General features: G+C 33.4%; 27 protein-coding genes and 1 tRNA gene. 12 read left to right on the top strand and 16 right to left on the bottom strand.

Features of this window, described 5'->3' with window-relative positions; all coding sequences use genetic code 11:
* The first annotated feature begins 63 nt into the window (after nucleotides 1-63).
* Nucleotides 64-729 carry an HAD family hydrolase gene (locus NQQ59_RS13355; RefSeq protein WP_144215792.1) on the top strand — a complete coding sequence of 222 codons (666 nt, stop codon included), beginning with the start codon at nucleotides 64-66 and terminating at the stop codon, nucleotides 727-729.
* A gap of 228 nt (nucleotides 730-957) precedes the next feature.
* Here the strand turns inward: NQQ59_RS13355 and NQQ59_RS13350 are convergent, their stop codons facing one another.
* The 5 genes from NQQ59_RS13350 to NQQ59_RS13330 all read right to left on the bottom strand — a co-directional run bounded on the left by NQQ59_RS13350 (nucleotide 958) and on the right by NQQ59_RS13330 (nucleotide 4,134).
* Nucleotides 958-1,749, bottom strand: coding sequence for a hypothetical protein (locus tag NQQ59_RS13350; RefSeq protein WP_144215790.1), 792 nt, complete (start codon nucleotides 1,747-1,749; stop codon nucleotides 958-960).
* A 226-nt stretch (nucleotides 1,750-1,975) separates the two neighbouring features.
* Entirely contained in the window at nucleotides 1,976-2,632 is a 657-nt protein-coding gene (locus NQQ59_RS13345; RefSeq protein WP_144215788.1) for a 3-keto-disaccharide hydrolase, read from the bottom strand.
* Between the two features lie 313 nt (nucleotides 2,633-2,945).
* Nucleotides 2,946-3,419, bottom strand: coding sequence for a YcxB family protein (locus NQQ59_RS13340; RefSeq protein WP_144215786.1), 474 nt, complete (start codon nucleotides 3,417-3,419; stop codon nucleotides 2,946-2,948).
* A 208-nt stretch (nucleotides 3,420-3,627) separates the two neighbouring features.
* Nucleotides 3,628-3,762, bottom strand: coding sequence for a hypothetical protein (locus NQQ59_RS13335; protein ID WP_257698285.1), 135 nt, complete (start codon nucleotides 3,760-3,762; stop codon nucleotides 3,628-3,630).
* 141 nt (nucleotides 3,763-3,903) lie between these two features.
* A complete protein-coding gene (locus tag NQQ59_RS13330; protein WP_144215784.1) occupies nucleotides 3,904-4,134 on the bottom strand; it encodes a helix-turn-helix domain-containing protein in 231 nt (76 codons plus the stop codon).
* A gap of 86 nt (nucleotides 4,135-4,220) precedes the next feature.
* Here NQQ59_RS13330 and NQQ59_RS13325 point away from each other — a divergent pair, with 86 nt between their 5' ends.
* Both NQQ59_RS13325 and NQQ59_RS13320 read left to right on the top strand, forming a co-directional pair.
* The gene (locus tag NQQ59_RS13325) at nucleotides 4,221-4,454 is read left to right on the top strand and encodes a hypothetical protein (RefSeq protein WP_144215782.1); all 234 of its coding nucleotides are present in this window, start codon (nucleotides 4,221-4,223) and stop codon (nucleotides 4,452-4,454) included.
* Between the two features lie 238 nt (nucleotides 4,455-4,692).
* A complete protein-coding gene (locus NQQ59_RS13320) occupies nucleotides 4,693-5,319 on the top strand; it encodes a hypothetical protein (protein ID WP_144215779.1) in 627 nt (208 codons plus the stop codon).
* Between the two features lie 6 nt (nucleotides 5,320-5,325).
* Here NQQ59_RS13320 and NQQ59_RS13315 read toward each other — a convergent pair whose 3' ends face one another.
* Nucleotides 5,326-6,120 carry a toxin-antitoxin system YwqK family antitoxin gene (locus NQQ59_RS13315; RefSeq protein ID WP_144215777.1) on the bottom strand — a complete coding sequence of 265 codons (795 nt, stop codon included), beginning with the start codon at nucleotides 6,118-6,120 and terminating at the stop codon, nucleotides 5,326-5,328.
* A 184-nt stretch (nucleotides 6,121-6,304) separates the two neighbouring features.
* Nucleotides 6,305-6,389: transfer RNA gene (locus NQQ59_RS13310), tRNA-Leu, on the bottom strand.
* Between the two features lie 110 nt (nucleotides 6,390-6,499).
* On the opposite strand from NQQ59_RS13310, the gene NQQ59_RS13305 reads away from it, so the two are divergent.
* From NQQ59_RS13305 to NQQ59_RS13280, 6 genes are all read left to right on the top strand, one after another.
* Nucleotides 6,500-7,888 (top strand): dipeptidase, encoded by a 1,389-nt coding sequence (locus NQQ59_RS13305; protein ID WP_144215775.1) that lies wholly within the window; start codon nucleotides 6,500-6,502, stop codon nucleotides 7,886-7,888.
* 288 nt (nucleotides 7,889-8,176) lie between these two features.
* Nucleotides 8,177-9,274 (top strand): glycosyltransferase family 61 protein, encoded by a 1,098-nt coding sequence (locus NQQ59_RS13300; RefSeq protein ID WP_144215773.1) that lies wholly within the window; start codon nucleotides 8,177-8,179, stop codon nucleotides 9,272-9,274.
* 321 nt (nucleotides 9,275-9,595) lie between these two features.
* A complete protein-coding gene (locus NQQ59_RS13295; protein ID WP_144215771.1) occupies nucleotides 9,596-10,018 on the top strand; it encodes a toxin-antitoxin system YwqK family antitoxin in 423 nt (140 codons plus the stop codon).
* A gap of 136 nt (nucleotides 10,019-10,154) precedes the next feature.
* Nucleotides 10,155-11,000, top strand: a complete 846-nt coding sequence (locus tag NQQ59_RS13290) for a DUF6624 domain-containing protein (protein WP_257698284.1) — start codon at nucleotides 10,155-10,157, stop codon at nucleotides 10,998-11,000.
* Nucleotides 10,997-11,371 (top strand): BlaI/MecI/CopY family transcriptional regulator, encoded by a 375-nt coding sequence (locus tag NQQ59_RS13285; protein WP_144215768.1) that lies wholly within the window; start codon nucleotides 10,997-10,999, stop codon nucleotides 11,369-11,371. Before NQQ59_RS13290 ends, NQQ59_RS13285 begins: the two co-directional genes overlap by 4 nt.
* On the top strand, nucleotides 11,368-12,591 hold the full coding sequence (locus tag NQQ59_RS13280; protein ID WP_257698282.1) for a M56 family metallopeptidase: 1,224 nt from the start codon (nucleotides 11,368-11,370) through the stop codon (nucleotides 12,589-12,591). The genes NQQ59_RS13285 and NQQ59_RS13280 overlap by 4 nt, the downstream gene beginning before the upstream one ends.
* 343 nt (nucleotides 12,592-12,934) lie before the next feature.
* Here NQQ59_RS13280 and NQQ59_RS13275 read toward each other — a convergent pair whose 3' ends face one another.
* A complete protein-coding gene (locus NQQ59_RS13275; RefSeq protein WP_144215766.1) occupies nucleotides 12,935-14,299 on the bottom strand; it encodes a saccharopine dehydrogenase family protein in 1,365 nt (454 codons plus the stop codon).
* Nucleotides 14,300-14,475: 176 nt separating this feature from the next.
* On the opposite strand from NQQ59_RS13275, the gene NQQ59_RS13270 reads away from it, so the two are divergent.
* Both NQQ59_RS13270 and pckA read left to right on the top strand, forming a co-directional pair.
* Nucleotides 14,476-14,862: a DUF423 domain-containing protein gene (locus NQQ59_RS13270; RefSeq protein ID WP_144215764.1), complete on the top strand. Its 387-nt coding sequence runs from the start codon at nucleotides 14,476-14,478 to the stop codon at nucleotides 14,860-14,862.
* 301 nt (nucleotides 14,863-15,163) lie between these two features.
* Nucleotides 15,164-16,768 carry a phosphoenolpyruvate carboxykinase (ATP) gene (gene pckA, locus NQQ59_RS13265; RefSeq protein ID WP_144215762.1) on the top strand — a complete coding sequence of 535 codons (1,605 nt, stop codon included), beginning with the start codon at nucleotides 15,164-15,166 and terminating at the stop codon, nucleotides 16,766-16,768.
* Nucleotides 16,769-16,912: 144 nt separating this feature from the next.
* Here pckA and NQQ59_RS13260 read toward each other — a convergent pair whose 3' ends face one another.
* Nucleotides 16,913-17,971, bottom strand: a complete 1,059-nt coding sequence (locus NQQ59_RS13260; RefSeq protein ID WP_144215760.1) for a phytase — start codon at nucleotides 17,969-17,971, stop codon at nucleotides 16,913-16,915.
* Between the two features lie 76 nt (nucleotides 17,972-18,047).
* Nucleotides 18,048-20,858 (bottom strand): TonB-dependent receptor, encoded by a 2,811-nt coding sequence (locus NQQ59_RS13255; RefSeq protein ID WP_144215758.1) that lies wholly within the window; start codon nucleotides 20,856-20,858, stop codon nucleotides 18,048-18,050.
* 237 nt (nucleotides 20,859-21,095) lie between these two features.
* On the opposite strand from NQQ59_RS13255, the gene NQQ59_RS13250 reads away from it, so the two are divergent.
* Complete coding sequence (locus NQQ59_RS13250; protein WP_144215756.1) at nucleotides 21,096-22,196, top strand: DUF4407 domain-containing protein; 1,101 nt, start codon at nucleotides 21,096-21,098, stop codon at nucleotides 22,194-22,196.
* A 145-nt stretch (nucleotides 22,197-22,341) separates the two neighbouring features.
* Here NQQ59_RS13250 and NQQ59_RS13245 read toward each other — a convergent pair whose 3' ends face one another.
* The 6 genes from NQQ59_RS13245 to hemW form a co-directional block, all read right to left on the bottom strand.
* On the bottom strand, nucleotides 22,342-23,043 hold the full coding sequence (locus tag NQQ59_RS13245; RefSeq protein ID WP_144215754.1) for a PH domain-containing protein: 702 nt from the start codon (nucleotides 23,041-23,043) through the stop codon (nucleotides 22,342-22,344).
* A 107-nt stretch (nucleotides 23,044-23,150) separates the two neighbouring features.
* Nucleotides 23,151-23,519 (bottom strand): MmcQ/YjbR family DNA-binding protein, encoded by a 369-nt coding sequence (locus tag NQQ59_RS13240; RefSeq protein WP_144215752.1) that lies wholly within the window; start codon nucleotides 23,517-23,519, stop codon nucleotides 23,151-23,153.
* Nucleotides 23,520-23,525: 6 nt separating this feature from the next.
* Nucleotides 23,526-23,876, bottom strand: coding sequence for a DUF4260 domain-containing protein (locus NQQ59_RS13235; protein ID WP_144215750.1), 351 nt, complete (start codon nucleotides 23,874-23,876; stop codon nucleotides 23,526-23,528).
* Nucleotides 23,873-24,274: a GNAT family N-acetyltransferase gene (locus tag NQQ59_RS13230; RefSeq protein ID WP_144215748.1), complete on the bottom strand. Its 402-nt coding sequence runs from the start codon at nucleotides 24,272-24,274 to the stop codon at nucleotides 23,873-23,875. The genes NQQ59_RS13235 and NQQ59_RS13230 overlap by 4 nt, the downstream gene beginning before the upstream one ends.
* Before the next feature lie 160 nt (nucleotides 24,275-24,434).
* Complete coding sequence (locus tag NQQ59_RS13225; RefSeq protein WP_144215746.1) at nucleotides 24,435-25,184, bottom strand: cyclase family protein; 750 nt, start codon at nucleotides 25,182-25,184, stop codon at nucleotides 24,435-24,437.
* 80 nt (nucleotides 25,185-25,264) lie between these two features.
* Entirely contained in the window at nucleotides 25,265-26,410 is a 1,146-nt protein-coding gene (hemW, locus tag NQQ59_RS13220; RefSeq protein ID WP_144215744.1) for a radical SAM family heme chaperone HemW, read from the bottom strand.
* Between the last annotated feature and the right edge of the window lie 41 nt (nucleotides 26,411-26,451).

The following is a 26,451-nucleotide window of genomic DNA, read 5'->3' as shown; positions in this document are numbered from 1 at the left end:
ACTTAAAGGCTAGAAACAATATAAATGCTCGTATCTTGCACCCGTTTAAAAACAAATAAAATTATGAGCCAGCAATGTGTAATTTTTGATATGGATGGCGTGATTTGCCACACCAATCCGCATCATGTAGTCGCTTTTGAAAAGTTTTTCGATAAATATAAAATTCCGTACACGAATGAAGAATTTGAAGAACATATGTACGGAAAACACAATAGTTACATCATGACGCATTTCTTCAAACGTCCGATTCAAGGTGAAGAATTGACGAAATTGGAAGACGAAAAAGAAGGAATGTTTCGTGAGATTTACAAAGACAAGGTCGAAACGATTCCGCATTATATGCAGTTTTTAGAAGAACTAAAATCTCGCGGATTCAAAACAGCTGTTGCAACATCGGCGCCGCGCGCTAATCTGGATTTGATTGCTAATTTCCTGAAATTAGATCAAAAAATGGATTCGATGATGTCAAGCGAAGATGTCACGTTTCATAAACCAAATCCAGAAGTATATTTAAAATCGGCAGAAAGAGTTGGTGTTTCTCCGTCTGATTGTGTGGTTTTCGAAGATTCTTTTTCGGGCGTTACAGCAGGATTAAATGCCGGAATGAAAGTCGTTGGTGTTTTGAGTACTCATTCTAAAGAAGAATTGCCGCCATGTGATTTTTATATCAATGATTATAGGGAAGTGAATGTGGATAAGATTCTTGAAATATTAAATTCCAATAAATAAATTGCTTCGCCTGTTCGCTATCGCTCGAGTCCAAATTCCAATTGATACGAAACCTTTGTCAAAGTTTTAAACTTTGACAAAGGTTTTTTAGTTCCAAGTTTCTTGTACAGATGCGGATTTTTTCACGCAGATTTTACAGATTACAGCAGATTTTTTTTAGATTTTGTAAAATAAATAATCTGTGTATATCTGCTTAAATCTTTTAAAATCTGCGTGAAATAAAAATATTCAATAATTCTCCTCCAAAAAAGCCATCCAGCCTTTCTCAAATTCTTCCGTTGAAATATTCAGTGTTTTTTCGATACTGCCGAAAGAAGCGATTAGTTTGGGTAAAACATCTTTTCCCCATTTTTGGGTCAGATATTCAATTATCGTGTAACCAATATTGTAAATCTGATTACTTTGGTTGAGTTCTTCTAAAGTCAGATTTTTTCTTTTGGCATATTTTACGCTTAAGGTGTTTACTTCTTTCGCTTCAAAAATACTGATCGATTCCCAAAGCCAGCGCGGATATTCGGCTTTGAACTTTTTATCAAATTCCTTGTCAAAAGTAAGTCGGTCTTGCGCGATAATAGTGTCTTTGGCTTTGTAGATCAAAATATTTAACTGAACACAATGTGTAAATTCATGTAGCGCCGTTTTGAGCGGATCGTCTGGAAAAATAGAATTAAACCAATTGGTATAAATAAAATGAAATTCGTTTGGGCCGCGGCTTGTACCTTTTGTATTTTCTTCTAAACCTGTAGCTTCGTTGAACTTAAATCGTGAACCATAGATAAAAACCTTTGTTATACCATGTTCGACATCTTTTAGATTTTCTCTTATTTGAGCATAATTCTCTTCCAGGTGTTTGCTGACTTTTTCAGCTTCACTTTTATAAATTCCGCTATAGGAAACAACAAAATGTTCCGATTTTAGCGTTCGGGTTTCTTGTTTAACGGTAAAACTTCGAACCGATCTGGCGAAGTAAAAAACCGCAATAATTCCAATAAGAATGACTAATAATCTGTATTTTTTCATGTGTTCTAAATAGTTTTAGAGATTTAAAAATGAATAAAATAAGGAGAATTAGGTTTTTGGTATTTTAAAAATAAGAATATTTAAAGATTAAAACCTAAAATAATTAAAGAAATTTCTGAATTATTTTAAATCTGAATTATTCAGTATCTCATTCCCAGAAATGGGGAATCTCCGCAAGAAACTTCACAAAGTTGGTGCGCAATAGACAATTAATGTATCGTAGATTTTATTCTTTAGAAATGCTTTTGATTGAAATGTTTCTAAAGTCAATTGGCGAACGCTCATAGTTTAAAGAAATTTTCCCTTCCGTAGAAGAAGCTTCTGTGCATTCGTTTACCAATTTTCCGTTTAGATACTGCGTAATTTTTCCGTTGAAAGATCTGATCACAATAGAATTCCATTCGCCATGTGCGTTTTCATTGGCTAAAAACTTTGGAGAAACTACGCTTGCACCGGCTTCAATCAATTTTCTGTTTACTTTTGCTGTTACTTGATCTAGAAATATAAAGTCGCCCGTAACATTTTCTTTTATTTGAAACTGAATTCCTTTTGGCCAGATTTTGTCAGATGCATCTAGAGGAATGTTGTACATCACGCCACTGTTTTTGGTGCCTTTCATTTTATATTTTTCTTCCAAATTCCATCTAAAATCCAAAGTAAGTTCAAAGTTTTTATAGCTTTTTTTGGTCATCAAACAACCATTGTCGTCTCCGTACATGCGAATCATTCCGTCTGTAAACTCGTAAACTTTTGACGGTTCCTGTCTTGCAGGATTCGTTTTGGTAAAAGCATACCAATCCTCCGTTTTTAGAGTTTTTTGCTGAACAGCACAGGAATTTAAAATCAAAAGAAGAACAATGGCAAAAGCTGATTTTTGAAACATAACAATAAGTTTAAAACGAAATAGATTCGTTGGATTGACGATTTATGAAAAGTAAAAATAATTATATCGACTAAAATAAAAATACGTCGTTCTGCTTTTTTTGTTTTGAAAATTGTAAAGAGGTTTAAGAGCTGTTGTTTGTCATTTCGAGGAACGAGAAATCACACTAGAAACTCCACAAAGTGAATTCTCCAATCTTTGTCGAATCCCGCGTGTGATTTCTCGTTCCTCGAAATGACAAAACTAGACGAATTGCCTCCTGCTTTAGCTGGAGGTTTTTTTATGTTTTTTTGGGAAATGGCTTTAGCCAAAATTATTTCTTCTTAATCTTTAAAAACACTTCATTTCTAAACCAATTTTCATCTTCCTGAGATTCAAAAATTCTTTTAGGAAAGTAAAAACATTGACCTTTTGAAATATATAAAAGATAAAGGTCTTTTAATTCGAAAACTTTTATAAAATTTTGATTGTCAATTGTTCCTTCTGAGATTTCTCCCATGTAAGAAATAATTCTATCCGAGTACATTTCATATTGTCTTTCTTTAAATATGATCTTATTTTCTTTTGAATAGGCGAATCGCCAATATTGAAACAGTATGAGTAAAGGGTAGATAAAGCCAAAAGCAATAATAAAAGTATCAGAAGAATCTTTGTTGTCTTTAAAAAGGATTGCGACAGAAATAAACATTATAAAAGCATAAAGCCACCAGCGTCTTTTTAATAAAATTCTAATAATAAACGAGAAGTATTCTTTTTTGGTAAGTTGAAATTTTTTGGTTTTGATCATTGGTGATTAATGGTTTGTTTTTGAGGTAAAAATAATACTTCCGACTTTAGCTGTATTTTTTCTTATTTAATTTCTCGCCAGGAAACTTCTGCTTTATTTTTAATTATCATGATATACGCCCAAAGTTGAGGGTTATTATAACAATCTGTTTCAGCTGAATTAGATACTTGATGCAAATATTCTTTTATTTTTTCAAGCAAAATAGTTTTTAATCCTGATTCGTGTATTGTGGGAAGTAATTCTTCCCTGAATCCATGTTGATGAAAAGTAAAATCCCAGCCTGATTCTGATTTCGTGCCACGAATAGACAAACCGTGAATACTGCTTTGTATAAATTGATCATTTAGAAACTTTTTGGAGTTTACTAAATTCCCATTACGTTTTTGAATTTTATTTCGGTAAAATTTTCAATTTCTTTAACTTCTTTTAAAGTAAATAAAAAGCGAAATTGTTTTGGCAGTTTTTTGATGGTAAACTTTCCCATTTATTTCAAAGGAAAATCCAATAATTCTTTAGGTTCAACATCTAAAGCATTGGCAATTTTTACAAGAGTTTTTATTGTAGTATTTATTTCAGCTCTTTCTATTCTGCCTACTTGATTTTGTGTTATGCCACAATCATCGGCTAAATCTTGTTGTGACAAACCTTTCTTTTCTCGTATTTGTCTAACGTGAATGCCAAGATTTACAATAAAAGTAGCTTCTGAAATATCCATATTTCAAAAGTGGAAAGATTTATTTTTCAATTACACCCATGTATGGGTGTAATTTATTATATTTGGAGCAAATAAAAAATAAGATTATGGCTACAGGAAACTTTTCAGAAGATGTTGAAACGAGACTAAGAGATTTTTTTACTGATGTTGTTTTTCCAAAAGACATGGCAAAAACCATTCGAGAAGTCAATTATGTGCTTTCGTTATGTGTAATGCGCAAATGCGAAACCTTAGAATTTGATAGTAAAAATATCGATGATAATTTCTATTGGCTCAATAGATTGGCAGAGATTCTCGATCCTTATTTGGAGATTGATTAAGGAAAATATTGTTTTAAAAACAGTTCATTTCGACGAAAGAAGAAACCAAAACAGCACAACCGACAAAATTTTTTAATTGTTTAGATTGTTCTAATAATTTTTTTCACGTGTACAAACCCGTTGGTTGTGTTGGTAATCTTCTTTCGTCAAGATGATCAAGCTTTTGTGTAAAACTTTGCTGATTTTAGAGTTAATATGTTGAAAATTCCTATTTTTAATTACTTTAAAATACAACCCAATGAAAAAGGAAATTTTAGAACAGATTAAAAAACTAGGCGGAAACATCGATAATGTAAAAGGCAATTCGCTTCAGGAAGATTTGCAGTCTATAACTTTTGACACCGTTTTGTACCAAAGACCGGAAGACGCTCCTTGGGCTTCTGCTGAAGAGCAAGAACCTATTTACGGAATTGGTGATTTCATCAACGAAAATGAAGCTCTTTTTAAAGAAAATAAAGAAGCTTTATACGAAAAAATCATTCAAAAATATTTCTGTCAAACCACCGAAGGATTTGGACAGATGTTTTGGGAAGTCAGTCCTTTTACACCTTTCAAACAAGGAACACCCGATTTTGACGAATGGAACAGTGATTTTACAGATGAAAGTACAGATCTAACCGAAATCATAAAAGTAACCAACGATCCAACACCAGATTTTATTCTGCTGGTAACAAGCTATAGTTTTCCAGATAATTTCTACATCACATTATCTGACCCCAATCCAGAAAACCCAACTTTATTTGGTACCGATCACGAAGTCTTTTTCAGAGAAGTAACCAACGAAGGAAACCTCGAAGATTTCATGAATTCATTTATGAGCAAAGAAGAGGTTTTAGAGATTGTGAAGAGGAGGATTGATGGGTGAAAAACCTTATTCGGTTAACTTTCCATCATCAGAATATGATTTATAGTAAATCATTTTTTTATTTTCAATTTTGCCTTCAAATTTTAGAATCCCATTTCCGTAATAGCTATAGAATTTGCCATCTGGAATTCCATTGACGACTTTTTCAAAATGAGAAATTTTTCCATTATTGAAATAACAGGTTATTGTACCGTTGAATTTTTCATTATTCTTAAATAAAATCCTTCCTTTGTAATATCCAGAAAATATGATTTCTCCGTTTTCACTAAGATATTTTACAAAAGATTCTTCACTATTTACTTTGTCGTACTGTTCCATTAAATTACCGTTAGAGTAATAATAATATTGCAGAACGTTTTCTATGAATTTAAATTTAGGGTTTCCATTTTCCCAGTAATCTGTAGACTCATTTTTGTCATTATCGAATTGTTTTTCAATTTTTCCGTTTTCTCTAAACTCGATATTTTTTCCAATTTGATTTCCGAGATCATAATTGCGAACCCATTTCCTTTCGCCATTCTCATACCAATCAATATATTCGTTATGGCATTGGCTATTTTTCACTTCTCCAATTGATTGTTTTTTCCCAGATTCATAAAAGCTTACATTAATATAGTTGCTTTTGCTTTTGTAAAAACGTAAGTTCTTTATTTTTTTATTTTTATAGAAGGTAGTGTCAACTGAATTGAAATTTTTAGAGAATAGGTTCAGAGAATCTAATTCATTTTCTATTGTTGATTTTTTTGTACATGAAAATAATAAAATACAAATAAGGAGTGAAAATGAGAATATATTTTTCAATTTGAATTTTTTAAATTAAGTTTTGAATTACTTTTAATTTTGGGAATTATAGTCTTTCAAATAAGTTTTAAAAGTAAAAATAAGAAATTGAAATAAACACTTGTATGAAAATACTTATAAACAAATTTGAGGCAAAACGGGTAAAAACAAAAAAGCTTCTGAAAAAATATTCAGAAGCTTTTTTTGGTGCGGATAATAGGACTCGAACCTACACGCCTTGCGGCACCAGATCCTAAGTCTGGCATGTCTACCAATTTCACCATATCCGCGGTAATTGTGGGTGCAAAGATAGGCATACTTTTGAATAATCAAAGCATTTTTTGAAAAATTTTTTTAATTCTCTTTTTTGTACATTTGGTTTTCTATAAAAATTATTTAAATGGAAAATATTAAGTCCTACGTTCAACAACATAAAGATCGGTTTATCAACGAATTGATCGAATTATTAAAGATTCCGTCGGTTTCTGCCGACACTGCATATTCCCAAGATGTTATTGACACAGCAGAGGCTGTAAAAGAAAGTTTATCAAAAGCAGGATGTGATTATGTCGAAACTTGCGACACTCCAGGTTACCCAATTATCTACGGAGAAAAAATAATAGATCCAAATCTTCCAACGGTTTTAGTTTACGGACACTACGATGTACAACCGCCAGATCCTTTAGAATTATGGACTTCACCACCATTTGAACCAGTAATCAAAACTACAGATATTCACCCAGAAGGAGCGATTTTTGCCCGTGGAGCGTGTGACGACAAAGGTCAGATGTACATGCACGTAAAAGCGCTTGAATTAATGGTACAAAGCAATACGTTGCCTTGTAACGTAAAATTCATGATCGAAGGAGAAGAAGAAGTAGGTTCTGCAAGTTTGGCTTGGTTCGTAGAACGCAATCAAGAAAAACTGAAAAACGATGTAATCCTTATTTCAGATACTGGAATGATTTCGAATCAACAACCATCAATTACGACTGGTTTAAGAGGTTTGAGTTATGTCGAGGTTGAAGTTACAGGTCCGAACCGCGATTTGCATTCAGGTTTATACGGTGGAGCTGTAGCGAATCCAATTAATGTTTTGGCAAAAATGATTGCTTCTCTTCACGACGAAAACAATCATATTACGATTCCAGGATTCTACGATAAAGTTCAGGAATTATCTGCAGAAGAAAGAGCCGAAATGGCAAAAGCGCCTTTTAGCTTAGAAAAATATAAAAACGCTTTAAACATAGAAGATGTTTACGGTGAAAAAGGTTATGTAACGAACGAAAGAAACTCAATCCGTCCGACATTAGACGTAAACGGAATCTGGGGTGGTTACACAGGAGAAGGTGCTAAAACGGTTATTGCGAGTAAAGCTTTCGCTAAAATCTCGATGCGTTTGGTTCCAAATCAGGATTGGGAAGAGATTACAGAACTTTTTACCAAACACTTTACAAGCATTGCACCAGCTGGAGTTACAGTAAAAGTAACGCCTCACCACGGTGGACAAGGTTATGTAACGCCAATTGACAGCATCGGCTATCAGGCTGCTAACAAAGCGTATACACAAACTTTTGGAGTTCCTGCAATTCCTGTTCGTTCAGGAGGAAGTATTCCGATTGTTGCTTTGTTCGAAAAAGAATTAAAAAGCAAAACCATCTTAATGGGATTCGGATTAGATAGTGATGCGATTCACTCTCCAAACGAGCATTTCGGAATCTTTAATTACTTGAAAGGTATTGAGACTATTCCGTTGTTTTATAAGTATTTTGTGGAATTAAGCAAATAAGGTTTTGCCGCGAAGACGCTAAATTACCAAGTTTTTTTTAGAGTTCTTTTGAACTTTTACAAAGTTGACTTTAATAGAAATCCGTTCAGAAATGAACGGATTTTTTTGTTTTTCAACACTTTAGGATTTGGAATTTCCTCATTTAAATATTTTTTATTTTTTAATGTTGAATTTGTATTTTGTTAATTAAATTAACTTAAATTTGGCTTTTTTATCAATAAGCCCCTTTTGATATTAATGATAATTCTATTTCATAAAATTTTCTAATGTTATTTTAATGTTGAATAAATGGGCTTAGTTCAAAAAAAGATTAGATTTTCGCCAATTGCGTATACCAGATATCTTAAAGGCATAAAAAAATCATACGCGATGTTTCGCGATGGAAAAAATTTAGAAAATATTGCTGAAAAATCCTGGCAGATAGCTCCTGGAAATACTACAATTTCATCAAAAGCATTTTTTTTAGAAAATCAATTAGAGCGTGTTACGGGAACGGCTTATACCGATGATCCGTATAAAGAAATGCACGGAGGTTTTGAAATTGAACATGCTCCAACTCGCGCTTACAAACTCAAGAATGTCTTTATGATTAATGGTTTTTTGTATAAGGGACTTCATAATTTTAGACTTCATCCTACTTTTCAGCTTTCAAAAAAAATGAATTATTTTCCGCCTGCGTTTACAGATACTGTAATCGATAATGCGGCGCTTTACAGTACTTCTGAAGGGAATCAGTTTTTTGGTCTTTGGTTGACCGACGATTGTGCTAATTATGCTTTGGCGGCAGCTGAGGGAGTTCCGGTAACTTCCAATATTATTCCTTATTCTCATATGTCTGAATACGAATCGTTTTTAGGAATGAATCCGTTTCGAACTAATTCGGCTTATTTTAAAAATGCTATTTTATTCGATGACAATTGGGGAAATAATCAAAACAAACATCTCCGTTTTGCTGCAAACAGAAATAAGTTACTTTCTAGATTTCAAGCAAATTCAGATCCTGGAGTTTTTATTTTACGCAGAAATTCTGGAATATCCCGTGTCATGTTAAACGAAATTGAAATTGCAGAACAGCTTCGTGATCAATACGGATTTAAGATTGTAGATGTTACTCAAAACTCTGCTTCAGAAATACTTGCGGCTTGTGCAGGTGCTAAAATCTTAGCCGGAATTGAAGGAAGTCATTTGTTTCACGGATTAATGACTCTTGAATCTGGTTCTTCTGTTTTGATTTTGCAGCCTCCAACTCGTTTTAGCGGTGTTATTAAAAATACTACAGATATGGAAAACATCCATTACAGTTTTGTGGTGGGAATTCCAAAAGGAGAAAACTTTTATGTCGATTTTGAAGAAGTTGAAAGAACTTTGGAGTTGATTCCTTCTTAAAGTTACAGAGTTACAGAGTTACAGAGTTGCAAAGTTGCAAAGTTGCAAAGTTACAAAGTGACAGAGTAACAGAGATTTTCTAGCTAAAACACTTTTCTTCTTGATAATTCTAACTCCCAGCTGAAGCTGGAGGCAATTCATTTTGGCTTTATTTTTAAGGTTGACAGACCACAATTTTCCGTATCAATAAGGAGCTCAGTCACTTTGTAACTCTGTTACTTTGTCTCTCCAAATAAAAAAAAGAATCTTTTTCTTGCAATTTTAAATTTTAATTCTACATTTGTAGAATGGAATCTATAATTGTAGAATTAAAACGTAATTATGAGAAATTTTCTTTTATTGTTTTTTTGCGGATTAATACTTTTTGGATGCAAAAGCAAACCTGTTAATCAGAAAATTGACAGGAAAAAGGAAGGAGTCTGGATCGATAATTACACTCAAGATAGTACTACTTATAAATCGTATGAATATTACAAAAGTGATCAGCCTGTCAAAAAATGGAAATCTTACATTAATGGTAAGATCTATAAAACAGAAAAATACAAAAAAGGAATCTGTGTTGTAAAAAGCTATTATGAAAATGGAAAATTAGAATCGAAAGGAAAAACCAAGTTAGAGGTAAATGGAGTAGAAACGCATTGGTTTTATTTTGGAGAATGGAAATTCTATTCGGATAAAGGAAAGCTGAAAAGCATTAAAAACTACGAAAAAGGAGAATTAATCTCAGAACAAAAAATACAATAAACCATTAACTATTTAACCTATGAAAAAAATACTCGCTTTCTTTTTTATTGTAATGAATTGTGCTTTCGCGAAAGCGCAAACCTATAAAGAATAGGTTCGTAAAGCAGATTCTTGCTATACTGCAGAAAACTATAAATTGTCTGTTGATTGTTTTAGTAAAGCTTTTAAAATAGAACAGGAATCGTATAAAGACTTGTATAATGCTGGTTGTTCTGCATCTATGGCAAAAGAAAATAAAAAAGCATTTAAATGGCTGAATCTTTCTATTGATAAAGGATATGTAAATATGGCACATATTCAAATAGATAAGGATCTAAAGCCTTTACATTTAGAAAAAGAATGGGAAAAGACAATTGAAAAATTGCAAAAGAAATTGGAGATTATTGGAGCAAATTACGATAAAGTGCTAGAAAAAGAGCTTGCGGAGATTTATACAGATGATCAGGAAATTCGTGGAGAATTTATGAGTGTTTACAGAGCTAAAAATCCTGATAAAAGAAAAATGGACAGCATTGGTAAAATTATGGAAAGGAAAGATAGTATTAATCTTATCAAGGTTATAAAAATACTAGACGAAAGGGGATGGCTAGGAAAAAATGTTGTAGGAGATCAGGGAAATAAAACATTGTTTTTGGTTATTCAGCATGCCGATTTAAAATACCAGCAAAAGTATTTGCCGATGCTAAGAGATGCGGTTAAAAATGGGAATGCAGATGCCGGAAATCTAGCTTATCTAGAAGATAGGGTAGCTTTGCGAGAAGGTAGAAGGCAAATTTATGGCAGTCAAGGAGCAAAGAATAAAAAGACCAATAAGATGTATATATCACCAATGATAGATCCTGATAATGTTGATAAAAGGCGTGCAGAAGTGGGGCTTGGACCTATAGCTGAATATGCTGCAAAAATGAACATTGACTGGAATTTAGAGGCTTATAAAAAAGAATTACCTGAGCTGGAAAAACTTGAAAATATTAAACAATGATGCAATTATCAAACGCAGAAGAACAATTAATGGAACATTTATGGAAGCTTGAAAAAGCGTTCATGAAAGATTTGCTGGAAGCATATCCAGAACCAAAACCGGCAACAACAACTGTTGCGACCTTATTAAAACGAATGATTGACAAGAAATTTGTGGCATACAACGAATTCGGAAATTCGAGAGAATATTATCCTTTAGTGAAGAAAACAGATTATTTTTCTAAACATGTAAAAGGGCTTATTAGTAATTTTTTCAATAATTCGGCTTCACAATTTGCTTCATTCTTTACTACCGAAACCAATCTGTCGGCTTCGGAATTGGAAGATCTCAAAAAAATAATTGATACAGAAATTCAAAAAAAGAAAAAATGATAACATATCTTTTAAAATCGGGTTTGCTGCTTGCGGTGTTTTTTGCAGTGTATAAATTATTGTTAGAAAACGAAAAAATGTTTCGTTTTAATAGAATCTATTTGTTGGGAAGTATCGTTTTTAGTTTGATAATTCCGTTGCAATTGTTTTCGGTTGTTTCGCTTTTTTCGGATAAAGTCAGAATGATTCAGCTGGAAGAAATTATGATTGTGACTGATAAAGCAGTTTTAGATAAAATCGATTACAGCGAAATTCTGATGTACTTTTTTTGGGTAATTTATAGTGTTGTCGGAATAATTTTAATTGTGCGTTTTATTCAAAATGTGCTTTCTTTTTATTTCAGTATGAAAAAGAATAGAATTGAAATTATCAAAGGGCAAAAAGTTGTTTTGACAGAAGAGCGAATTTTACCTCATTCATTTTGGAATGCCATTTTTCTTAATCAAGAAGACTTTAAGAATGGTAAAATTCCGTTAGAATTATTGACACACGAAAAAGCGCATTTGGAACAAAAACATACTCTCGATATATTGTTTATCGAAGTTTTGCAGATTGTGTTTTGGTTTAATCCAATCTTTATATGGTATAAAAAAGCAATAAAACTCAATCACGAATTTTTGGCAGATGAAGCGGTTAACAAACAATTTGGAGAGGTACAAAATTATCAGAATCTGTTGCTTGATTTTGCTTCACAGAAAAATACGGTTGCATTGGCAAGTACAATCAATTATTTAATCACTAAAAAACGTTTACTTATGATGACCAAAAAAGAATCTTTTACGAAAATAGTATTGAAAGTGTTTACTGTTGGCGCTGTTTACGCGATAACGTTTTTTGTTTTTACACCAAAAAGTATTGCTCAATCGAGTAACAACGTAAAGATGAAAGAAGGTTTTAATCTTGGTTATGATACTACTAATGTAAACGAACCTAAATTTCCAGGTGGAATAGAGAAGTTTTATATGTTTGTTGGTCAGAACTTTAAAATTCCGGAAGAGTTTGAAAAACAGAAAGCTGATGGTAAAATTTATATGGAATTTATGATAGAAAAAGATGGAAGTCTATCTGATTTTAAAGTAACAAAAGACCTGGGCTATGGTATAGGAGATGAGGCAATCAGGGTTTTAAAGCTTTCGCCAAAATGGATTCCAGCAACTGAAAATGGAAAACCAATTAGAGTAAGTTATAGTTTGCCAATTCTCATTCAGTCAGCAAAATAGCTCTTTAAAGCGGCAAAGGGACAAAGGGACAAAGTAACAGGGAAGATAAAGGTTTCTGAATTGCCTCCAGCTTTAGCTGGAGGTTTTTTTGTATGCTTTAATTGGCTTTAGCCGAATATTTGGATAAAGCCTTTTGCTTTATAATCTAGAACCTCCGGCTAAAGCTGTAGGCATTCCAATTTTATTGTAAAGCATAAAACCTTTGTCACTTTGTCCCTTTGTCTCTTTGTTGCTTTGCGCCTTTGTCCCTTAAAAGAAAAAAATCCGCTTCTGATGGAAGAAGCGGATAAAATTAAAAAACTAATTAAATAAAAATTCTAAAAATAAACATGCAGAATCCGGGCTAAAACAAATCCGGATTATATCCAAAGTAAGGTACTTTTTGTTCGTTAAAAATGACTCCGTACTCTTCTAATTCTTTCAAAATAGGCTCATAAACTTCTTTCTTAATCGGAAGTTGAACGCCTGGAGTTGTGATTTTTCGGTTTAAAATCAATAAAGTTGCAATTGCAACTGGAAGTCCAACTGTTTTTGCCATTGCGGTATAGGTTTGGTCTTCACCAATGCAAACCATTTTAGAATCGATTTGTTTCTTTTCTCCATTCAATTCATAACCAAACTTGTGATACATGACAATCATGTCTTTATCATCGGGTTCTAAAGCCCAGCTGTCGGTCAAGATTTTTTCTAAAATTTGAGCTGGAGTCGCATTTGGCAGATTTACTTTTTTGTTTGGGTTAAATAAATCCAGTTCCAAAAGTTTATCCCACATAATATCGTCCTGATCAATTTTTAAGATCAAACGGGTTTTGATTTCCACAGAATCTGTTGGATGATAGGGTAGAAAAGAATTGATGAATTGACGGTAACTCATGTTTTCAGAACCTTCAATAGTATAACTATCATCAGTCATTCCGAGTTGTACAAACATATTCCAAGCCCGTGAATAACCAACTCTTCTGATGGTTCCTCTATACAAAGTAAGAATATCATCCAAACCATAAACAGAGCGGTATTTCAGGGAATCGCGATTCGAATAAGCTTCAAATTTTCCATAACCTTCAACTTCCAGAAATTCAGTTCTACGAAATAAAGCGCTATACGGAATATATTTATAAGTACCTTCCTGAATAAACTTGGCCGCGCCTCCTTGTCCTGCTAGAACCACATTTCTTGGCGCCCAAGTAAATTTATAATTCCACAAATTAGTATCAGATTCAGGCGCTACTAGTCCGCCACAGAAAGATTCAAACAAAAGCATTTTTCCACCTTTGGCTCTAATTTCATCAATAACTTTCATGGCGCTCATATGGTCGATTCCAGGATCAAGACCAATTTCGTTCATGAAGATGAGGTTGTTTTGTTTGGCATCAGTATCAAAAGCCTGCATGGCATCACTAATATAGGAAGCCGTTACAAGATGTTTTTTGAACTCGATACAATCTTTTGCAATTTCGATATGTAGATGTGCGGGAAGCATTGAAATTACGATTGAAGCATTTTCAATAGCATTTCTTCTTTCATCAGTCTCAAAAATATTTAAAGCAAGGGGAGTGGCATTTGGATGGTGCTGCGTTTTTGCTTTCGCTAAATCCAAAGACAGGTCAGCTACAGTCAAATGCAGGTTTTCTTCGTTCGATTTAGATAATAAATACCGAATTAGCGACGAGGCAGATCTTCCTGCTCCAATTATTAAAACGTTTCTCATGTTTTAAATATTTAACACAAATGGATTTAAATGTTATAAATGTAACAAATTTAATTCAATAAAAGCAAAAAATATCAAAAAAAATAATTTGATTTTATTCTAAATAATCTCAAAAGTAAAGCGGTTATTCGGTTGGTTTGAAGTATTTTTGTGTCAAATTTCAAAAGATATAAATCATGAAAAGAAAACTTATTCTTACTGGAGCTTTTATAGGTATGTTGGCCATTATTTTGGGTGCTTTTGGAGCTCATTTATTAAAAAAATACCTTTCAGTTGATCAGTTGAATACTTTTGAAGTTGGTGTTCGTTACCAAATGTATCATGCTCTTTTTCTTCTCTTTTTATCTACACAAAAAGAAATTGCCGAAAAGACAGTTAAAGCTATCTATAATTTAGTTGTTGCTGGTGTTGTTCTTTTTAGCGGTTCAATCTATTTGGTGGCTACAAAAGATTACACGCTGTTTTATTCTAAAATTATCGTATTCGCAACACCTATTGGAGGTTTCCTATTAATTATTGGTTGGGCGCTATTATTCTTTGCGATTTTGAAGCGAAAATCATAAAATCCCGAAAAAAAAATTCTGTCTAAGAATTAATCTTTAATTTTGTCACATAAATAACATATAACTTTATTTGTGTGAGTTTTTGTCGTTTTCAGTTGTTAAACGAAAATAATATAACAAAATCACTGAAAAGGTTGTAATTAAACAAATTAGAAGCGGTTATTTTTTTCTTTTTGTAATTTTTAAAGTGAAATTTCTCTTTTTTCATATAAATCAAAGTGAAATTTAATTATTTTAAAAGGGATAAGAATTAATCTGTAATTTTGCTTTAAACAAAAAATCACACACAACTCAAAAATTTATGGACACTAACACAGTTTTCTCGCAATCGATTTCGTTAAAAGAATTAGGAATTGAAAATGCAAGAGTTCGTTATCAACTATCTGCAGATGAATTACATGAGATTACTTTGCAGTCAGGACAAGGTGTTGAGAATTCTACCGGTGCGTTAGCAATTAATACAGGTGAATTTACAGGTCGTTCTCCACAGGACCGTTTTATTGTAAAAGACGATGTAACCAAAGATCAAGTTTGGTGGGGAAATGTAAATATCCCGTTTGAACCTCAAGCTTTTGATAAGCTTTATAACAAGGTAACAGCATTTTTATCAGACAAAGAAGTTTTTGTTCGTGATTCTTATGTGTGTTCTGATGCAAATTATAGATTGAATGTACGTGTTGTAACAGAAACGGCTTGGTCAAATCTGTTTTGCTACAATATGTTTTTACGTCCAGAAGAATCTGAGTTGGCTAATTTTACTCCAGAATGGACAGTAGTTTGTGCTCCAAGTTTTATGGCAGATCCTGCAGTAGACGGAACACGTCAGTCTAATTTCGCTATTTTAAATTTCACTAAAAAAATCGCTTTAATAGGCGGAACTGGTTATACAGGAGAAATGAAAAAAGGAATTTTCTCTGCTTTGAATTTTATTCTTCCAGTTTTTAAAAATACACTTCCAATGCACTGTAGTGCAAATGTTGGAGAAGACGGAGATACTGCAATCTTCTTTGGATTATCTGGAACAGGAAAAACGACTTTATCTGCAGATCCAGAACGTAAATTAATCGGGGACGATGAACACGGCTGGACAAACGAAAATACAGTTTTCAACTTCGAAGGTGGTTGTTATGCTAAAGTAATCAACTTGACGGAAGAAAACGAACCAGACATTTTTAGAGCGATCAAAAAAGGAGCGCTTTTAGAAAATGTGGTTTTCAAAGCTGGAACAAACGAAGTAGATTATGATGATGTTTCTATCACTCAAAACACTCGTGTAAGTTATCCAATAACACATATTGATAATGTACAGCCAGGTTTGGTTGGTCATAATCCAAAAAATATATTTTTCTTAACGGCTGATTCTTTCGGAATTTTGCCTCCAATTTCAAGATTGACTCCAGGTCAGGCGGCATATCATTTTATTTCTGGATATACTGCGAAAGTTGCTGGAACTGAAGCAGGTGTAACAGAGCCTCAGCCTAATTTCTCAGCTTGTTTTGGAGCGCCATTTATGCCTTTGCATCCAACTCGTTATGCTGAAATGTTGAGCAAAAAAATGAAAGATGCAGGAGTGAAAGTATGGTTAATCAACACAGGATGGACTGGAGGAGCTTATGGAACGGGAAGCCGAATGAAATTGAAATATACTCGTGCGATGATTACCGCGGCATTAAAAGGAGAATTAGATAATGTAGCCTACGAAAATCATACAGTATTTGGAATTGCAAAACCACAATCTTGTCCAAATGTTCCAGAGGAAATTTTAAATCCTAGAAATACTTGGGAAGACAAAGATTTATACGATAAAAAAGCGTTAGAATTGGCTCAGAAATTCAAAGCTAATTTTGCGAAGTTTGAAGAATTTGCCAATGCTGAAATTTTAGCAGGAGCGCCGATTACAGAATAAAAGGAATTCATTAATTCAAGTAAAAAAAGCTGTTCAATATCTGAACAGCTTTTTTTGTTTGGTTTCCAATCGCAGTAAAAAAAATAAAAAAATAAATAGAACACTGAAAAACTGCGACTGAAAAACCTCAAAAAAAAAAATAAATTATTTTTTCGCTTCGTCGATGCGTTTTTGCATTAAATCCCAAGTGTAATAGTGGAATGTCATTCCGTTGCTCATGGCTACAAAAAGTCCGTTTTGGAATTTTGGACCTAAGTTTAAATTGGTTACATCAGCACCATCACATTCTACTGTAGAAGTTGGAATTTCTGCCAATAAAGGGTAGCTGTTTGGATTTCCGTTAGCACCTTCTCTTGGATAAACCATAAAAGTATTTGCTTGTTGGTTTGATACTAAAATATATCCTGTAGAATCTGTTTTCTTGTAGATTGCGATTCCTTCATTATCTGCTTTGAAATCTTTTTGTCCAAAAAGAGCCAATTCTTTATTGTCGTTTAAAGCTGGATCTGCTTTGTATTTTCTGATTCCGAATTGTTCGTCACAATATAATACGGTTCCTAATTCGTTATCTACTGCAATAGCTTCGATTTCTTTTTTACCGCTATAATTTCCGAATTTACGAACTACTTTTGCAGCAGCGAATTTTCCGTTTCCAGAAAGTTCATATTGCCATAAATAAGTTCCAGATGGACCTGTTTTTCTTCCAACGATAGCAAAAATCTTTCCATCGCTCGGACGTGTATATAAAGCAATTCCCATTGGATCGCGTTGTGCTTCTCCTTCAAAAACAGGAATTCCACCATTGTCGATTGGCTCTAAATCTGGTAAACTAAAGATTCTGATTTTGTTTTCTTCACGTTCCGTAGTTACAGCAACGTCAACTTTTTTTCCGTCAATTATTAATCCGTAAGCGATATCAACGTTATTTGGACGTTTTAACGTAATTGATTTTTTAAGGATTTTTCCATTTAAATCAAAAGCATATAAGCCACCGTCTGTGTCTTTATCTGTTCCAACAATGATACTTTTTGTAGCATCTGTCGGATTGATCCAGATTGAAGGATCGTCTGTGTCGTGAGGTAAAGCTTCTGTAACAACGGTTGGTTTTACAGCATTTGGCTGAATTGGAGCTAATTTGTCGTCTTTACAAGCTGTAAATGAAACCGCTAAAAGTAAAAGAGCAACTAAAGATTTATTTTTCATTTGTGTAATATATTTTAATGCAATTAGACAGAGCGTGAAACTCTGTCTAATTTAAGAATTTTAAAAAAATTGAAGATTACAAGTCTAATTTTAATCCTAAATTATAACGAGCTTGGTAATATTCAGCTTGTTTTGTGTGAGCTTCAATTCCTTGGTAGTAACGTAACGGTTGGTTTGTTATGTTATTAGCCTCAGCAAAAACACGTAATTTTGGTGTAATTTTATAAGAAGCATTTGCATCTAAGAAAAATTGCTTGTCATAGAAACTATCTTTGTAAGACTCAGAACCTAATTCATCTAAGTAGTCAGATGTAAAGTTTGTAGAGATTCTTGCAGAGAAACGTTTGTTTTCCCAAGATAAAGATCCGTTAAACATGTGTGGTGCAGTACCTGGAAGACTAATGTTGTTTCTTTCGTTTCCATCCTCATCAGCAATTCCTCTTGCTTTAGATTTTGTGTAAGTATAGTTCAAATAGATACCAAAACCTTTCAAGAATTTACCAGGTAAGAAATCTAACTGACGTTGTAAAGCAACTTCAAATCCGTAAACATTAACATTGTCTCCATTTCTTGATTGTAAGAAAGACCAGTTTTCTCCCGCTGGAATTGGGTTTGATTGATTTGGGAAATCTGCAGCAAATTTCGCATCAGTATACTGATTGTCGCTGTAGTTGTAAATGAAATCATTTAATCTTTTGTAGAAAACACCTCCAGAAATCAAACCAACAGATTTGAAATAGTTTTCTACCATTAAATCATAGTTGTAAGCATATGTAGCTTTAAGATCTGGATTTCCAGCTGTAATTTCTTTATCTGCAGCTATATTGTTTACATAAGGTGCAAGTGCATAATAGTTTGGTCTAGCCAAAGCCGTTGTAGCAGCAGCTCTTAAAACTAAATCTTTTGTAGCGTTGTATTGGAAGGTAATACTTGGCAATACATTCGTGTATGAGTTTGTATTGTTGATTTTACTTTCTAATTCTTCTTCATCTAATACACGGTTTCCTGTGTAATCAATATGAGTATTCTCAACACGAACCCCCATTACCATTGAAAGCTTGTCATTAAAATCCTGATCCCATCTTACGTAAGCAGCAGAGATTCTTTCTTTAGCATTATAGTTAACAGCTAAGTATTCAGCTGGATCTGTTTCTTTTTCAAATAAAGTAGCATTGTTTAAGTCTAAACCTCCTAAGTATGAAGCCGAAGCAAAAGTTCCTGGTACATATTTACTTCCTGGATTAAATCCTTGTCCATCATAATAAGATGTTGGAACATCAGATAATAATTCCATATTATCATTTAATGGAGTATAAGAATAGAACATGTTGTTTCTTTCCTTCTCTTTTAAACGAAGTCTAAGACCTGTTCTCAAACGTCCTTTTTCACCTGCAATTACAGAGAATGGGAAACGGATGTTTACTTTTGCACCAAATTCGCTTTCGCTAGTTTCGTCTGTGTTTTCTGTTACAGAATCAAATGCAAATTCGTCTGTAGATTCACCAGCAGTAGTCATTAAAGGAAATCTAGGATTAGATAAATCTTGGAACATCTCTAAACCTTTTTGACGGTATTCGATATAACGCTCACCTGGACGGTATTCTCTAGCTTTTGCATAGTTTGCAGACCAATCTAAATCTAATTTAGAGTTGATTAAGTGTTCTCCACGAAGAGAGTAGTTTTGAACTCTCTGATCTTCTAATCTTCTGTTTTTGTTTCTGCTGTTATCTAAACCACCTTTTGTTTGACGTTTTACACGACCTTCAAAACCTGTAATATTTTCACCATCGTAAATAGCTTCGATATCATCATAAGTAGTTCTAAAACGGTTTTCTCTATCATCTCTCCAGTTGTAGATAGCGTTAGCGAAAATAGTATTGTTTTCGTTGAATTTATAATCTAAAGCGATAGATCCACTACGACGAATACGTTGTACATCGTACTTTCTGATTTCTGCAGCTTGTAAATAATCATTTCCAAATTCATCTCTTACCCATTCGTTTTCGATATTGTCAGAACCGTAATCAACATTGTTGTAAGAACCGCTCACTACAACTCCTAATTTGTTGTCGATAAAACGATTACCATAAACAAAACCAGCAGTGTAAGAAGCATGATCACGAATTGGCAAATAACCTCCTGCAAGAGTTGCAGAAATTCTTTGTCCGTTTGGAGTTGCTCTTGTAATTAAGTTTACAGAACCTCCAATCGCGTCAGCGTCCATATCTGGTGTAAGTGTTTTGTTTACTTCGATTGTAGAAATCATATCAGATGGAATTAAGTCCATTTGTACGTTTCTGTTGTCTCCTTCAGCAGATGGAATTCTGTCACCATTTAAAGTTACAGAGTTCAATGATGGAGCCAAACCTCTAATAATAATGTTACGAGCCTCACCTTGGTCATTCTGCATTGTGATACCTGGAACACGTTTTAAAGCGTCTCCAACGTTAGCATCAGGAAAACGTCCCATTTGATCTGAAGAAATTACGTTTCCGATGTTTTTGTTGTTTTTCTGCTGGTTAAGCGCTTTTGCCTGACCTTTTAAGATGTCTCCAACAATAACTTCTTTCAATTCATTTTCAGAAGCTTTAAGAGCGAAGTCAATAACGTTATTTTTTCCTTGCTCTACTTTTATTTCTTGAGTTAAAGTAGTATACCCGATGTATTTTACTTCAACTTTATAAGTTCCTTCATTAATGTTTAGTAATTCGAAACGACCGTTGTAGTCGGAAACGGTGTATTTTTTCTCTCCTACAATTTGAACCATAGCTCCAGGAAGAGGAAGTTTGTCATCAGCATCTAATATCTTTCCAGATATAATAGCCTTCTGAGCAAAACCCGTAAAGGCTAATAAAAAGAATGCTGTTAATAGATAAAATTTTTTCATTGTTGTGTGTTTGTTTTATTTTCGGTTGCGAAACTAAAACCCCTATATTACTACAGCCTTGAAAAAAAATTAACATAATGTTATGATTGAGCTGTTTCTGTTAAGGTTTATTAATCTTTAAATAACACAAAAAGGATCAAATAATTGATTCACAACTAAAAAGAGAAAAGTATTTTGATTGTAATTGAAAAATTGGCGTTAAATTTGCCGTATCATCATAATCAAAAATCATCAATCATGTTAAAACAATTTTTTATCCTATGTTCAGGAGTCGACCGTGACATCCTGAAAGACTGCTCAGAAGGCGAACAAACCAAATATGTTGGTATTGGAGCCACAGTTTTCTTTACAGCAGTTATGGCTTTTTTGGCCAGTGCTTATGCGCTTTTTACCGTTTTCGATTCTATTTATCCCGCTTTAATTTTCGGATTTGTATGGAGTTTATTAATCTTTAATTTAGATAGATTTATAGTTTCTACTATAAAAAAAAGAGATCGTTTTCTGGATGAATTCCTACAGGCAACTCCTCGTATTATATTGGCGATTATTATTGCGATTGTAATTTCGAAGCCATTAGAGATTAAAATCTTCGAAAAAGAAATTAATACGGTTTTATTGAAAGAGAAAAACGAAATGGAATTGGCCAATAAAAAACAAATTGGAACTTATTTCAAAACAGATTTAGATAAAAACAAAGCAGAGATTGCAGCGCTAAAAGCTGATATTACAAAGAAAGAGAAAGAAGTAAATGATTTGTATTCGGTTTACATTACAGAAGCGGAAGGAACTACGGGAACGAAGAAATTAGGAAAAGGCCCAGTTTATAAAGAAAAACGCGAGAAACACGATGCAGCTCTGAAAGAATTCGAAACGCTGAAAAAGACAAACGAAGCAAAAATTGCAGAAAAAGAAAAAGCAGGTGTACAACTTCAAGCCGATTTAGATAAGAAAGTTTCTCAGACACAGCCCATAATTGAAGGTTTCGACGGATTAATGGCGCGTATTAATGCGTTGAATAAATTACCTTGGTTACCATCATTTTTCATTATGTTGTTGTTTTTAGCCATTGAAACTTCTCCAATTATTGCCAAATTGTTGGCACCAAAAGGCGAGTTCGATTTCAAACAAGAAGAAGCCGAAACAGCCATGAGAGCAACGCTGACTCAAAACAAATACCAGCGTGAATTATTAGTGAAAACCAGTGCCGAAATGCACGATAGGGTTTATGCTGATATTGCAGAAGACAAAGGTTTATTTGACCTGCAACGCAAAAATGCAAAAGAACTGTTGGAATTACAATCGCATAAATTTGTAGAGAAGCAGAAAGCGACTTTGTGAGTTAAAAGTTCCTAAGTTTCTAAGTACAGAGTACAAAGTTTAAAAAGAAAAAGCCAGAAATAGAACTCTATTTCTGGCTTTATTATTTTAGACAAAGTATATAAAAACTTTGTACTTTGTACTCTGAACTTTGTACTTTAAAAAACTACATGTAGCTTAATATCTCTTTTTTATAAGCATCATATTCTCCTTGCATGATCAAACCATTGTCAAGAAGTTTTTTGTAATTCTGTAATTTATCGAAAAGTTCTTCTTTAGATAAATCACTTAATTTACGTTCTCCGGTTGGTTGAGTTGGAAGTGGCTCGTAAGTTTCTGTAACCACTGGCGCCGCAGGTAAAATTTCAGCAAAGCTTGTTACTTCTTCTGTTTCTACTTCTTCGATTTCATCTACCACTTCTGGTTCTTCTTCTTCAATAATTTCCTGAACTGGAGTTGCTGTCTGAACAGGATTTTTTAATAAATCCAATTGTTCTTTAGCGTAAGTATAAATTTTTCTAGCCTGAATTTTCGGAATATAATCGATAGAAACCGCTAAATCAGTTTTAGTACCAAATGAAAATTCAGAACCTAAGATGTTTTCTTTTACAAAAGTACTTGCAATATCATCCCAAGTATAATCTGTAAAATCCATAGAAAGACCTAAATTTTTAGGCTTGCAAATGATAATTCTTTTATTTGTCAAAACGATACTGTCTGGAAAAACAGTAATAGCAGGCTTTTTTTGCACTGCGATGTATCCAACTTCTTCGCCTTTCATTAATAAATCTGTAAGTTTCGAAGTGATTTTTTCAATCGCTTTTGGATCTTGCTCTTCGTTCAGAAATTTTTTAAATTGTTCTTTCATTGCTTATAAGTTGCTAAGTTTCATAGCTGCTGAGCGGCTAAGTTTTTTTACTGACGCTACAAATGTAATGCCTAATTTTCTAATTGCTTCGCCTGTTCGGTAAAAATTTACTTCGGGTCAGTAATTTCATTCTGAATTTTCTTTGTCAAACTTTTGAAAACCAATTCGTACGAATGATCTATCAGTTCTTTAACGAATTTATCAGGCAAATTTCCATTTAAAGTCACAGTATTCCAATGCACTTTACTCATATGAAATCCAGGTTTTATGTCGTCATATTCACCTCTGAGTTCTTGTGCGCGGTCGGGATCACATTTTAAATTCACCGATGGCTCATTTTTTTCCCATTGCGATAAGGAAGACAAAGCAAACATTTTGCCGCCCACTTTAAAAACTAAGGTATTTTCATCAAAAGGAAAATGTTCGCTTGCTCCTTTTTTTGAAAGACAATATTCGTAAAACGTTTCTAAATTCATAATTGTTTATTTACCAATTTCGCCTAAATGTGTGTATTTAAAACCTTTTTCATACTTCAAACCGTATCCAAAAATACGATCCATTGCAGAATGTGAAAATAAAATAATTCCGGCTAACTGCACCATTTCAATACTTAAATAACAACCAACAGCATAAATTAAAAGTGCAATTCCTTTATGATGAAAGATATTGTAAAGAAGCGCTCCAATCTTGTTTCCAAATGCATAACCAATCATGGATAAATCTGGAGCTAAAATTAAAGCCAAAAACCACCACCATTCATAATTTAAACGGTTAAATAAAAAGATACCGAGAATAAATAAAGCGACTTCTTCAAGTTTTAAAACTGTTTTCATTTGACTATTTTTTCCATCATCTTTTCGGGATGATTTAGTTTTGTAAATCCGAATTTCTCGTATAAAAAGTGTGCATCAGTGGTTGCCAATCGCCAGATTTTAACTTCTTGCAATTGCGGTTCGTTCATCATTGTTTCGATTAAAATGGACGAATAACCTTTTCCGCGATGTTCTTCAGTAATAAAAACGTCCATTAAATAGGCAAAAACTACATAATCGGTAATGACGCGCGCAAAACCAACTTGTTTGCCATCCAAATAAATTCCAAAACAAACCGAAGCATCGATTGTTCTTTGCACTTCGTCAATCGTTCGCCCTGCAGCCCAATAAATATCTTTTAAAAAGTTCTGTATAAACGGAACGTCGAGTTTTGTTTTATCTGTAGAGACGGTTATCATTGTTGTTTGTTTTTTAGCCACAAATTACACAAATTTTCACAAATTTCTTTTTAATCTTTTGCCACAAATTAATTGATTTTCACAGATTAAATCATTTTAATCCTTTAATCTGTGGCAAAAAATAATTCGTGAAAATTTGTGTAATTTGTGGCTAACTTTTTTAAATTTTATATAAAATCGGCTTGCTTGGACTTGCATCATTTTCGAAAGAAGCGATTTGAAGATTTAGAATGTAATTTCCGTCTTCAATTTCGTCCGAAACATAAATCATTTCTGTAATTGTTGCATTTAATCTCGCATCGGCATTTAGATTTACAGTGTCTTTTACATTCCAAAATGCTTTGTGAGCCAATAATTTTCCTTCGTCATGCTCTTTATCAACACTTGGCAAATCAATTAATAAATGTTGGATTTCGCTTTCGCGGATGAAAATCGCAGCATCTTCAGCCAAATAAGGCGGATTGGTATTCGAATATTTTCTTGATTTTTTATCCAACTGATTTGGAAGTGTTCTAATGATTAAAGCTTCTGTTTTCTCAGTAAGTAAGCTTACAATTTGACTTTTTGTAATAACGAAATCCTCGTCGATTTTTTCAGGTTCAACCGTAATCAATTTTGCAGTAAAGAAAAACTGTTTTAATGATTGATTGATACTGTAAAAATCGTTCGTAATATGTCCCAGACATTCCGTATGCGTGCCATGTCCATGCGGATTGAAGAAAATATTATTGAAATTTGTAGATGATTTTCCTTCCGAAACCTTCCCAATCCAATCGCCAAAAACTACAGGTTCAATGGAAGGTTTTTCAATATACCAAGCAATCGGATTTTCGTCTGTATTCGTTAAAGGAATCGAGATATCGATGGGTTTTGATAAATCTATTTCGAAGTTGTTGATTTTTGCTAACACAAATTTGGATTTTGTGCCGCAAAGACTCTAAGTCACAAAGTTTTTTTCAATTTTGCGCCTTTGTGCCTTCGTGGCTAATTTTACTCTTCCAAATTTAGATAAAATAAATCTGAAGCAATTCCATCCGTTAAAAATTTTCCTTTTGGAGTTGGTTTTAGAATGTTGTTTTCAATTGAAAGCAGATCGTCGTTTAAGAATTTTTCAGATTGTTTATGAAGATAATTTAAGTATTCTTGCCCAAATTCCTTTTCAATTCTGTCTAAAGAAACACCCCAAATCGTTCGTAATCCTGTCATAATATATTCATTGTAACGATCAGAAATAGTTAGAGTTTCAGTTTCAATAGGAAGTTCATTATTCTGAATTGCTTTTATATAAAGCGAATTATTGGCAATATTCCAGCCTCTTTTTTCTCCGTCATAACTGTGTGCTGAAGGACCAATTCCGATGTATTTTTTGCCCAGCCAATATGCCGAATTGTTTTTGGAGCAATAATTCTCCTTCCCAAAATTCGATAATTCATAATGAATAAAACCGTTTTTTTGAAGCATTTCAACCAAAATCATAAAATGATTGGAAGTCACTTCATCCTGAGGTTCGGCAACTTTTCCAGTTTGAATTAATTTGCTTAAAGCTGTTTTCGGTTCAACCGTCAAAGCATAACTCGAAATATGCGGAATGCCGAAATCTAAAGCGGTTTGAATATTTTGTCGCCACATTTCGTCGCTCAATCCCGGAATTCCGTAAATCAAATCCAATGAAATATTATCAAAATATCTAGTCGCTTCTTCCAGACATTTTTTGGCTTCCGCTGAATTATGAGCGCGATTCATCATCTTCAAATCATCCTCATAAAAAGACTGTATTCCAATGCTTAAACGGTTTATCGGACTTTTGGACAATTCTAAAATTCGCTCAGCAGATAAATCATCAGGATTTGCTTCCAGAGTAATCTCGGGATTTTCGATGACTTTGTAATTCTTATAAACTTCAGAAATTAGAAAGTTAATTTCTTCGTTACTTAAAACTGACGGTGTTCCGCCTCCAAAATATATCGTCTCAATGATATTGTCATCCTGAGCGGAGTCGAAGGGTTTACGCATGCCAATTTCTTTAGCCAAAGCCAAAACCATATCGTCTTTCTTCTTCATCGAAGTCGAAAAATGAAAGTCGCAGTAATGACAAGCCTGCTTGCAAAAAGGAATATGGATGTAGATGCCCGACATTTTTAATTAGATAATTAGAAAATGTGTCAATTAGATAATTT

Source organism: Flavobacterium panacis, from assembly GCF_024649945.1.
GTDB lineage: Bacteria > Bacteroidota > Bacteroidia > Flavobacteriales > Flavobacteriaceae > Flavobacterium > Flavobacterium panacis.
Note: the sequence above shows the minus strand (reverse complement) of the source record. Positions and strands in the feature narration are given on the sequence as shown.